This is a genomic window from Microscilla marina ATCC 23134, from assembly GCF_000169175.1.
In the GTDB taxonomy this organism is placed as follows: domain Bacteria; phylum Bacteroidota; class Bacteroidia; order Cytophagales; family Microscillaceae; genus Microscilla; species Microscilla marina.
The window spans coordinates 68,644-80,118 of sequence record NZ_AAWS01000003.1 but is presented as its reverse complement, the minus strand read 5'-3'; the positions used below and the strand labels follow the sequence as shown (position 1 = coordinate 80,118).

Annotated in this window: 5 protein-coding genes; all 5 read right to left on the bottom strand. The window is 39.1% G+C overall.

All coding sequences use genetic code 11. From position 1 onward, the window contains the following. Positions 1–39 precede the first annotated feature (39 nt). Positions 40–894, bottom strand: coding sequence for an SDR family oxidoreductase (locus tag M23134_RS03000; RefSeq protein WP_045112906.1), 855 nt, complete (start codon positions 892–894; stop codon positions 40–42). 169 nt (positions 895–1,063) lie between these two features. Beyond that, positions 1,064–2,620: an ArnT family glycosyltransferase gene (locus M23134_RS02995; protein WP_002693826.1), complete on the bottom strand. Its 1,557-nt coding sequence runs from the start codon at positions 2,618–2,620 to the stop codon at positions 1,064–1,066. 1,188 nt (positions 2,621–3,808) lie between these two features. Further along, positions 3,809–4,960: a helix-turn-helix domain-containing protein gene (locus M23134_RS02990; protein ID WP_002693825.1), complete on the bottom strand. Its 1,152-nt coding sequence runs from the start codon at positions 4,958–4,960 to the stop codon at positions 3,809–3,811. Positions 4,961–5,014: 54 nt separating this feature from the next. Continuing rightward, positions 5,015–5,899, bottom strand: a complete 885-nt coding sequence (locus tag M23134_RS02985; RefSeq protein WP_002693824.1) for a hypothetical protein — start codon at positions 5,897–5,899, stop codon at positions 5,015–5,017. A gap of 52 nt (positions 5,900–5,951) precedes the next feature. Further along, complete coding sequence (locus M23134_RS02980) at positions 5,952–11,372, bottom strand: AAA family ATPase (protein ID WP_045112905.1); 5,421 nt, start codon at positions 11,370–11,372, stop codon at positions 5,952–5,954. Positions 11,373–11,475: the final 103 nt, after the last annotated feature.

Genomic DNA, 11,475 nt, shown 5'->3' with positions numbered 1-11,475 from the left:
TTTATAAATTACACTTTATTACATTAATATTTATACGTATTATAGGTTATAACGAAACTCAAGGGGATTGGGATATTTAAACTTATAATTTAAAGTTTCTATTATTTTTGTTCCATCAATAATCTTAAAATCAGGTGAACCCTCGGTGTATTCAGGTGCTTCCAGTCCAAACATTTCAATGTTTTGGGTGTATACTTCACGACGGGTAGGATGTTCGGGGGTTACAACATTAAAAACTTCTCCCCAGGCATTTTGTTGTATCACTTGCGTGATCAGGCGTACCAGGTCTACCGGATGTATATAATTTACAGGCACGTTTCCTGTGGTAATCCCTTTTTTCCCTGCCACATATTTCCCCGGAACCCGATCCTCTCCTATCAGCCCCCCTGGTCGCAAAATGGTTACATTTTTAGCTTCCAATCCTTTGATCATCTGTTCAGCTTTGAGCAAAGCCCGGTTTACGTACAAGCCTCGCACCCCATCTACCGAACCATCGGTATTGCCCAAAGGCTCAGTTTCGTCTACCATTCGGTTTACATTAGGGTATACCGATGTAGAACTTACATAAATGACATTTTTTAAAGGCGCTTGCCCAATGAGTGGCTCCAGGGTTTTGATTTGCGCAGGATGAAAATCTTCTCCTTGCTTACGCACTCCGGGTGGAATATTAATTACAAGGGTTTCTGTATCCAGAAACTGTTCTATTTTGTCTGCTTCCAAGTCAGGTGTAAGTTTTACCAAAAATGCCTCAATGCCTTTTTGATGGAGCAAATCAAGTTTAGAAGTTTGGGTAGTAGAGCCTTTTACATGGTAACCCTGTGCCATGAGGTGCTCAGCCAGAGGTAAACCCAGCCAGCCACAGCCTAGTATGCTTACTGTCGATTGTTGTGTCATTGTATTTGATTGATTATACTTAAAGTTACATAACAATACAGGTTTCACACAAAATTGTTAAAATTAACGCTGCTAATTTATGTAAGGAATATCTGCTAAAGCTAAAAACACCCCAATACCTGAAGTATAAAGGGTGAAAAATGATGTTGTAAGCAACACCAGTGACTGATTAACTAAACACGTATTTCCGCCATTTTTTCCAGTATGTGCCCAGGGGTTGTTTAGGTCTTCGACATAGCAATATGGGAATATTGTGTTCTTCGTCTATAGCATAGGGGTGCTTAAATCTTTGTATCAAGGTGACTTCTTCAAACAAATCTCGCATATCTTTGGGCGAAAGCCCCACAGTAATGGCAAGCTGGGCATTTGGGTTACCTGCCCCCCACAAATAAAAACTGCCGTGCACCGATATAGCCGGAGGTAGGCCATACGGTTTGCCCAAATAATGAAGTGCGCCTGCTTCTCCATAGTTTTCACCCCAAATCAGACAATGTTCTTGTTCGGTTTTGCTAAGTTTGGTATAAGTATCTGCCACCACTTTTACTTGCTCACGCCAGCCAAACATATCGGCATAGTCACTGGTCAGGTTTTGTACCCTGCCATTGGGCAAAGGGGTTATAGGGTTTATATCCAATGCCTGGGTGTATTTGATCAATTGGTCAATTGTTAGAAAAGGGGTACCGTAGGGCATGACTACCATACCCAAGGTAAATATGACCAATGCCAACACAGGGCGTATAAGCAGTTTTGCTTTGTTTTTCTCTATTTGTTGGGCAATAAACACTGCCCCACCCGCAAACATCAATGGATACACACCATTGAAATAATAAGCTTGCCCCTGGGCAATAATAAACAACCCTAAAGTGGCAAGGTATGCCCCACCCAACCAACGTAAAGATTTTTGTTGTAAAAAATACCACAAACCCAACAACCATACAGGGGCAGTGATGTATTGATGCATACGGAGTTGAGCCAATAAAAAGTCGCCAGCCGTCATTCCTTGAAGTTGCTTCTTATACAACCCCTTGAAGTGATCCATTACAGGAAAATCGTGTTGATATTGCCAGAAAATATTAGGTAATAAAATGACACCTGACACTCCCAAAGCTGCCCAAACCCAAGGGCTCGCAATGAGCTTACGGTGGTTGGTGGCAAACATTGCCAACACAATGCCTCCTACACAAAATAGCATATTGTACTTAGTGAGCATACCTACGCCTGCGGCTGCTCCCATCCATAACAAATAACGGGGTTGATGGCTGAGTAAATAATGGAGCAAAAAATAATATACCAATAACCAGCATAACTGGTCGAATACGACAGGCTGAAACAGGGTGTGGTGACGGTAAAAAGCTGGGCTGGCAAGTATGCAGACAACGGCAAGTACCTGGGCAAATAAGCTGCCACCCAGTTTTCGCACAAATTGTACAGTAAGCCATAATGTACATAAACCAGCCAGTGCTGTGAGGGTACGCATGGCAAGCAAACTATCGCCCCCTATAGTGCGGGCCAATCTACCAAGCCAGGCGGTAACTGGTGGTACTTCCATGTAACCAAAACTTAAGTGGTGGCCTTGTACAAGGTAGAGCAATTCATCGCGGTGAAACCCATATTGATTGCCTGCCCAAAGGTGAATAAAAAGTTTAACAGCAAAGAGGGCAATCAGCACCCACCACCAGGCATTTTTGGGAGATTGGTCAAGGGTTATTTTAAGGTTGTTTTTCATGGGTATACAGAAGTTAAATCAAGTACCCAAAGGTAGGCTTTGCAAAAATAAAATACTGGTTTAGGCATCAAAAAGGCATTTTTGCCCACAGGCAAGTACATTTTGAAGGGTTTCTAAAGTAAAAAAACACGTTCTCACAGACAACGTGTTTAGTGTAGGTTTTCAATTAGTCGGTTTTGTAGCTCTTTTTGATATAAGCTAACACATAAACTGATCAACGATTTAGTTTAGATAATACAGCCCTGTAGTCAGGGCTGTTTTGCCTGATGGAATTTATTCTTCCTCAAATATTTTGGGTAATTACAAGTGGTCAATTGGTGTTGGTGTATTGACCTGGTGTTCATTGTGTTTTCAATTTTGTTAGTATTCGTAGTTCATTCAATTTGTTGGTTTAAAACAAGCCACCATCAATGATAAGTGGCTTGTTTTTGCTTATTGTTTAGTTTTTTTCACAGTGCATCATAGTTACAAAGTTGGTTTCAATGCTTGATAATTATAGTGTTTCATTAGATAGACAAACCTTCCTTAAAAAAGGAGTAGGCTTGTCTGTTTTTTAGGTATTCATAGTGTAGTTTTTTTCAAAAAAGTCAGGTTTTGTAGACTCAGTTATTAGTTGTTCATAGTGTTTTCATTAGATAGACAAACCTTCCTTAAAAAAGGAGTAGGCTTGTCTGTTTTTTAGGTATTCATAGTGTAGTTTTTTTCAAAAAAGTCAGGTTTTGCAGACTCGGTTATTAATTGTTTATAGTGTTTGATTAGTGTTTTCATTGAATAGACAAACCTTCCTTAAAAAAGGAGTAGGCTTGTCTGTTTTTTAGGTACTCATAGTGTAGTTTTTTTCAAAAAAGTCAGGTTTTGCAGACTCGATTATTAGTTGTTCATAGTGTTTTCATTGAATAGACAAACCTTCCTTAAAAAAGGAGTAGGCTTGTCTGTTTTTTAGGTACTCATAGTGTAGTTTTTTTCAAAAAAGTCAGGTTTTGCAGACTCAATTATTAGTTGTTCATAGTGTTTTCATTGAATAGACAAACCTTCCTTAAAAAAGGAGTAGGCTTGTCTGTTTTTTAGGTATTCATAGTGTTATTATTGTTGGTATTCATAGGTAAGACCAGCCAAACCTAAAAAGGGAGTAGGAAAGGGTAAAAAAAAACATCTTTTTTTGTAAGTATCTGATAAACAAGGGGCTATTTAGGTGTGTTTTTTCCGGTAGGCTGATGGAGTGGTATGGGTAATCTTTTTGAAAACGTTATTAAATGCCGATTTTGAATTATACCCTACTCTAGTGGCTATTTCTTCTATAGTCAAGTGGTTGAACGCTGGGTTGCTCAACAACTCCTTGGCTTCTTGTACCCGGTAATCGGCCAAAAAGCCAAAAAAGTTTTTCTGTAGTTGTTCATTCAACACCTGCGAAATACTATGACTAGGTACCGCCAGTTTTTTTGCTAACTGCGGCAAAGAAATCAAGTTATCAAGGTATAACTTTTCGTTTTGCATGAGTTGAGTTAATTGAGCAAGAATGACTTCTTTTTCCGATTCACTCAACCCCGATTTGGCATATTTTGGGGCATTGTTTTGCTTTCTTCTCCTAAATACTTCGGGATGCTGCATTAACATAAAGCTCATATAGTAAATGATTACTGCACTGAGCGCAGCGCTGGTGTAGTCTTGCAAATCGCGTAGCACAAAAAAAGTACGGTATACCCAATGTATATAGCTAAACGCAGACAAAATAAAGAAGGTACGAACCCAACGTAAACGTTTGTTTGGCAAGGATTTAAAAAAAGAGAGTTGGTGTTGTTTGGTATATTGTATGATAAAACGAATGATGAGATAATAATACACTCCATTGAATAAAATAGAGACGGTATTGATGTGAGCTTTGATACCCAATGGGTCGGTAGTCCATATAGTTGTAGAGTGTATATAGGGCAATTCAGGGTGATAAGCATACAAAAACGCATTGTATTTATAGGCAGCTGACTGTATAAAAAATAAAGCGCAGTATAAGGTATAAAACAAAAATGGGATAAAATGTAAATACCACTTTTGAGGCGTGCTTTGGTTTAAATAGGTTCTGAGGTAAAGCCATAACAATGGGGCGTACACAAAGTTAAAGGGTTCGGACACGTCATAGTAGTGTAATGTATAAATGATGTATCCGCTATAGCACAAAAAAATCTCGAGTAAAGTAGCCGCATTCGCCAACAGATTAAACGCTAAAAAACGATTGGAGGGCTCTAGGCGAGGCTGCCCAAAAAGGCATTGTAAAGCAAGAAAAAGGGCTTGTATAACTCCTAAAAATATAAGTACAGCAAAAACATCCAAGTGAGGCGCAATCATTGTCAAATATAAGTGATGCCTCAGAAGATTGCAAGTTGTAAATAGGCAGACTAATTACTGCCAAATGGTGCCATCAGCAAAAAATATTTTTTGTGGATTCCACACAACTTGAGGTTTAGGCAAATCTTTTAGCTTTTTGTATACCTGAGACAATACAGGATAACGGACTTCGTATTTCCATTGGATTGCTTGGGCTGCGTCAACCTCCTGATTACACTCTATCAACACACTTGTCACCAAGTCTATATTATTATCCAGCACATCTACTTTTCCGGTCAAAGCCTTCATTTTTTTCGAGGTGGTGTTTTTAAGTTCAAAAGTATACACTATGTAAACATAAGACTCTGTTTTCTTCACTACCTTTTTTTCTGTTAATGTTACTTTCAGTGCCTTTCGGGTTTTTTCAGCTACTGTGACAAGCATACCAAGGTTTTCTTCCTCCAGGTTATTCGAGAACTCTCGCCTTTTTTCTGACTCACTTTTTTTGTTGGCCTCCATTTCTCTCAAAATTTTGTCCTGTTCACGGGCAAAGTTTTCGTCTAATTTCTTAAACTCTTTTCTCTTGTTATGTAACGAAGAATCAGCGGCTGATATAGCCAAGGCATTGCCCAGCACTTCATCATACTCCGCGCGTTCTAAACGGCTAAATATCACTTGAAAGGGTTTGATTTTTTTTCTTTTGGTAGTTTTGGCAGCAAGCAACAAGTCGGCATAAGTTTCTGAGCCAATCTGTTGATCTATGATTTTGTTGTATAGTATGTATACCGACAATAGTTTTAAGTCTTCTTTACTTGCTTGTTTTGTTTTCTCTATGGCAAGCAAGTCGGCCTCCAAGTTTTTTTCATTGTATATGCTTTGCAACGATGCCTTATGCTCACAACCTGTAAACCAAAGGCTTATGCATAGTAAATATAAAGGTAATAGTTGTTTCGCTTTCATCAGGGGTTTTATTAATCATCGGGCTTTCAAACTCCCTTCATTACTACTAGTATTATGCCAACATATCTGGGGTAATGCGAAATCCAACCAGCAATATATCATCTGTTTGAGAATGTAAATCTCCTATCCAATTATCCAGGGCTTCTTCCAGTATTTGCTGCTGCTCTTCCATTGGTTTTTGGTGAATAGAAAACAATAATTGCTTGAAGGTTCGTTTCATAAATTTTTTAGGGTATTCGTCTGGTCCTCCAAGCTGGTCTTGGTAGCCATCAGAGTGAATGTAGACAGTGGTGGGCTTATCTAAGGGAAATACGACAGTATTGAATTCTCGTTTTTCTATTCTGCGCCACACACCACCTATAGGCATAATGTTTCCTTTTATCTCGGTAAGCTCATTGTCCTGAATAATATGCAAAGGGTTTTTAGCTCCAGCAAACTTCAATACCTTATTTTGCTTGTCAATAACACAAATGGTCATATCCATTCCATCCCGATTGTCAGTTTCACGTTGTCTGAGTGCAGTCAATATACCCAAATGCAACGAACTAAGAATGGCTCCAGGATCGGTAATTTTTTTTGTGTATACAATTTGGTTCAATATGCCATGCCCCAACATACTCATAAATGCCCCTGGTACTCCGTGGCCAGTACAGTCAATGGCTGCAATAATCACTTGTCCGTTTTTTTCGCCGTACCAATAAAAATCACCTGATACAATATCACGGGGGCGGTACATTAGAAAAAGCTCAGGCAGTTGTTTTTTAATGTGTTTTATTTTGGGCAACATAGACTCTTGTATTCTCAGTGCATAATTGATGCTTGCAGTTACATTTTTGTTGTGTTTTTGCAGCTGTTGATACATGTCTTTAAGTATTTCTGACTGTACAGACATTTCACGGTTTTTGCTTCTAAGTTGTTCAGTGCGTTCCTTGACTTTCTCTTCCAGGTTTTCATAAAGCAATGCATTCTCTAAAGATACATTTATTTGTGATGAGAGTACCCCTAGTATTTCCAGGCGTTCAGGAGTAAATGCACCAATGGCAAGGTTGTTTTCCAGATAAAAGATAAGGCTTACTCGTTCTTTTCTTAATATAGGATAACATAGCAGTGATTTTGGTCGATGCTTTCGTATATAAGCATCTTTTTGCAAAAGCTTTTCTTCATTGGCGTTGGCTATTACCATATCTGACCTCAGGCGATGCACATAATTAATCAAAGAAATGGGCACCTCGGTACTGTGCTCCAAAGGAGTACTGAGGGCAGTTACTTGTATGTCGCCAAAGTCTGGTCTGCCTATTTGCACCGCCATTTCACCTTTCATTCTTACCACCAAACTTTCCTGATTGTTTTCAATAATATATACTTTTTGTGCTCCTGCACTTTCGGCCACTATCTTAATCATTTGCTCAAGCAATGCTTCCAGGTGTACCTCTTTCATCAGTGCCGTTGAAGATTTTAAGATAGTATGAAGGTCTAAAGTACCTCCGTTGGTAGAGCTTCTAAACGTAGTATATTGGTTTTCTTTGACTACCTTCTCGTGAGTAGAGAGGGAATGCTTGTTTTTTTTCCTCGATAAAAAATAAGGGAACGCCTCCCCCAATTGCCTTACTTTGGCTTTAGCACCCCAGGCTTTATATAGTTGGTAGGCTTGCTGAATATGAAGCTTGGCATAGCTGTCTTTCTTATGGGCAAGCCAAAACTGCGCAATACGCTCATGGGCAATCGCTTCAAGATAGAGAAACTCGGTACGATGTGCTTCAGCAATGGCTTGTTCATACAAATCTACTGCCTTAAAATCTTGATGGTCTACCTGATAAGCTTTTTCTGCCAGCACTAACAAGTACCGAGCATTAAAGTTCATGGGTGCGTTTATTGCCCATTTTTCTAGTTGTGTCAATGCCTTATTGATAATAACTAAGTCTTGCTGTTGCTGTTGAGTGTTTTGTTTGGAGTATACAGCCAATAGGTGTAATGCCACATAATACACCCCCTCCACCAGGTTGATAAGGGTAGGCACACTTTGAAAAAACAGGTCGTAGTGTTTAGCAAGCGAGGCCCCTTGTTCGAAATGCCCAAAGATGTATAGGTTCCTTGCTTTGGCAGTATAAAACTGAGCTACGCCGTTGGTATTACACTCAGCTAAAAATTTTTTTTCATTAAATCCAGCGTCATCAAACGATTGAGTAGATTGGGTTTCACCCAACAATTGTTTGAGAGGTTGAAAAATGGTAGGAATTACATTGAGTTGATAAGTATACGGATTTATTTTTTTGAGCACAGGCAACAGTTTATCATGTTCATTTTTCACCTCCTCTAGGTGGGTACCTGTGAGCAGCAACTCTTGCAACAAAGAAAACATAGCATAAGCTGTCACCATATTGTTGCCCCCTTCCAATCCATACTGTATGGCTTTTTGCTGGTATTTCAGGTTTTTTCTTTGGTGAGATACCCAATGTAAAATACTCGAACCAAACACATAATGTGCAGTAGCTTGTTGTCCCTGATTATCAATTTTATCTGAGATTTTCAAAGCCAATCGCCCTATTTTATATCCCTTTAGGCTGTCTTTCAAGTAAATGATGCAATAAATACCAAAGACAATAAAAGCGTAGGAAGATTGTTTATTATTTCCTTTTTGTAAAGTAATATTTGTAAGCCTTAGTCCCGCCCAAATACTAAAGGCTGTCTCTCCTAGTATATAATTAATATTGCCCAAAGTTTCGAAAATGCCGAGCAACAAATCATCTTTTTCTGATTGAATCAAAGGACGATTTATAATAATGTCTTCTCTCAGGTGTTGGTAGTGGTTGTTTACCTCCTGATATTCTTTTTCCAAAAACACCTTAGACTCATCCGTCGTTTTAGGATAACGTACTCCTAATAAATCCAAGGCTTTCAGTATTTCACTTTGCGCTTTTTCCACCTCCCCTTCCGTAAGCAACAAACGGGACAATACATAATGAACCCTGATCTTATCAAATTGGGTTAAGGGCTGTGCCAACAGTTGACTATATACCTGACGAACCGTGTCAAAATCACCTGTAAGATAAGTACATTCAGCATATTGGGTATATAAACTAAACGCAAAGTCATAGTTATCCCATACTTTGACATCAAGTAGTTGCATCACCGTAGTATAGTAGCTCAAAGCCGACTCATAAGCGTTGGTTTTATGGGCTTTTTCAGCTGCTTGCTTGTTCAAGTTTGCCACTAAATCTTGCTGGTTCTCTTGCTTTACCAGACGCAATGCTTTATTGAAGTGGTTGACTAAAGAAAATATATGTGTAGGGTTATTTTGATGCTTTGCATACAGTAACTGTGCTATTTGCCAATGGGTGTTTTCCCGCTCCTCAAGGGTTTGTAAATTGTAAGTGGCTTGTTCTATGCGATCGTGTGCAAATTTGAATTTAGTATGCTTTTCGTTGTTGTTTTTTTCTATCGATTCGTCCTGAAACTGTTGATAGTTTTCATCTAATGGGTAAATGTAGCCCGCAGTAACTGCCAGCCATAGCGCCTTAAATACATGCACCGGAGAGGACTGTTGTACCAAGCTAATCATTTGCAAGCTAAAAGTACTGCCCAAGCAAGCTGCTATTTGAAGTACTTGACAGGTACTTACAGGCAGGGTGTTGATCTTTTGGGTCATCAACGTTACCACATTATCGGTAATATTCTGTTCTTTTATTTTTGATATGTCCCACTCCCACACTTGTTTTTTAAAACTAAATGTAAGCAACAATTCTTCATACAATGATTTTAAAAACTGATTGACAAAAAAAGCATTGCCTTGAGTTTTTATAAAAATGAGTTCCGCCAGTTGATATAATTGCTGAGCATCATCAAAGTATAAAGAATCTTTTAACAACTCTTCTATGTGCCGTAGTGTAAGGTTTTGCAGGGCTACCTCATGAATAACCGCTTCGTTGGCTTGTTTTAAGTTGTGTAGTGTAATATTAAATGGATGAGACTCGTGCACTTCATTGCTACGATAGGCACCTATTGCCAAAAAATACTGATTGTCATTTTGGTTAAGCATTGTCTGCAAAAGCTGTAGTGAAGAGGCATCAGCCCATTGCAAGTCGTCGAGAAACAACACCAAAGGGTTTTCTTTACGCGAGATATCTTTGATAAAAGTTTGAACCACTCGCTGAAACCTGTTTTGTGCTTCCTGTCCATCAATGCGGCTTACTGGTGGTTGTTGCCCAATAATTAACTCCAAGTCGGGCATCACATCTGTAAGTAAACGTCCATTGTTACCCACAGCATTTTGAATAGTTTTTTGCCAGCGTTTGAGCTCAATTGCAGGTAAAGTTACCAAATACTGAAATAAGGCATTAAATGCCTGAGTAATAGCAGAGTAGGGCTTTTGCTGCTGAAACTGGTCATACTTTCCCTCGATAAAAAGACCGTTTTTCTGGGCAATGTCAGGATAAAGCTCATGGATAAGATTGGATTTACCTACCCCCGACTCGCCCGATACCAACAACAATTCATTGGCTCCTTTTGCTACCCTGTCATAAGCTTGCATCAATAAGTTTAACTCTTTTTTACGGCCATACAGCTTTTCTGGTATTTGTAAAATCCCTGAACGGTCTTTTTGTGCAATGTTAAAACTTACCGAGGCATTGGGTTGAGACTTTAGGTAGTAGGCTATTTCGGTAAGGTCGGCGCGCAACCCATAGGCTGATTGGTAACGGTGTTCTACATTTTTGGACAGTAGTTTTAATATAATTTGAGAAATGATGGGAGGAATAGAAGGTACTACCTCTTCGGGAGGAATGGGGGGCATTGCAAGGTGAGCGTGTACCAGTTCTATTTTATCATTGCTATTGAACGGTAAAGTACCTGTGAGCATTTCGTAAAACACGATGCCTAAAGAATATAAATCGGAGCGATGGTCTACCCGACGGTTCATGCGTCCGGTTTGTTCTGGGGAAATGTAGGCTATAGTACCTTCGAGGGTTTGATTACCAATAAAAAAGGTTTGTCCAGACAGTTCAGTTGCAAGCCCAAAATCTATAATAACAGGCTTTTTTGTTTTATCTAGTATAATATTATTAGGGGTAATGTCACGGTGAATGACATGAAAATGATGAATGCGCCCCACGATATGGGTAAGTTCAATCGCCGTATTGAGAAAGTCTATAATGTTAAACTGCTCTTTTTCTCTGATTATTTCGGCAAGTGTTGTGCCTATAATGTGTTCTAAAAACAAGGCAGGCTTTTGGTCAATGCTGCCTTTTTTATATACCTTCCGCACTCCCTCTGTATCATTTAACATAACCTCATGCTCATTGAGTGTTTGGGCAACTCTGTACTCATTATAAAACTGGGACAATTCTTCAGGGGTGGGATGTGGGTTCTTCAATACCTTGACTAGTGTAGGAGAGGGAAATTCGCCTTGGGGAAGCTCATAAACTAAAACTTTTCGTCCTTCGAACAATAAGTTTAGCTGAGATGTGATTAGATTCATAGGGGGTAGATAATTATTTTTTTACAAAGTAGGATAGTTCATACGCTATTTATTTAGTACGGTAAAATACTATTTTAGTTGGTAGTTTCTACAACCTCAATCT

What these genes read in the sequence shown, in the direction of transcription:
- M23134_RS03000 (WP_045112906.1), bottom strand. Translation starts at nt 894, where the DNA reads ATGACACAACAATCGACAGTAAGCATACTAGGCTGTGGCTGGCTGGGT.
- M23134_RS02995 (WP_002693826.1), bottom strand. Translation starts at nt 2,620, where the DNA reads ATGAAAAACAACCTTAAAATAACCCTTGACCAATCTCCCAAAAATGCC.
- M23134_RS02990 (WP_002693825.1), bottom strand. Translation starts at nt 4,960, where the DNA reads ATGATTGCGCCTCACTTGGATGTTTTTGCTGTACTTATATTTTTAGGA.
- M23134_RS02985 (WP_002693824.1), bottom strand. Translation starts at nt 5,899, where the DNA reads ATGAAAGCGAAACAACTATTACCTTTATATTTACTATGCATAAGCCTT.
- M23134_RS02980 (WP_045112905.1), bottom strand. Translation starts at nt 11,372, where the DNA reads ATGAATCTAATCACATCTCAGCTAAACTTATTGTTCGAAGGACGAAAA.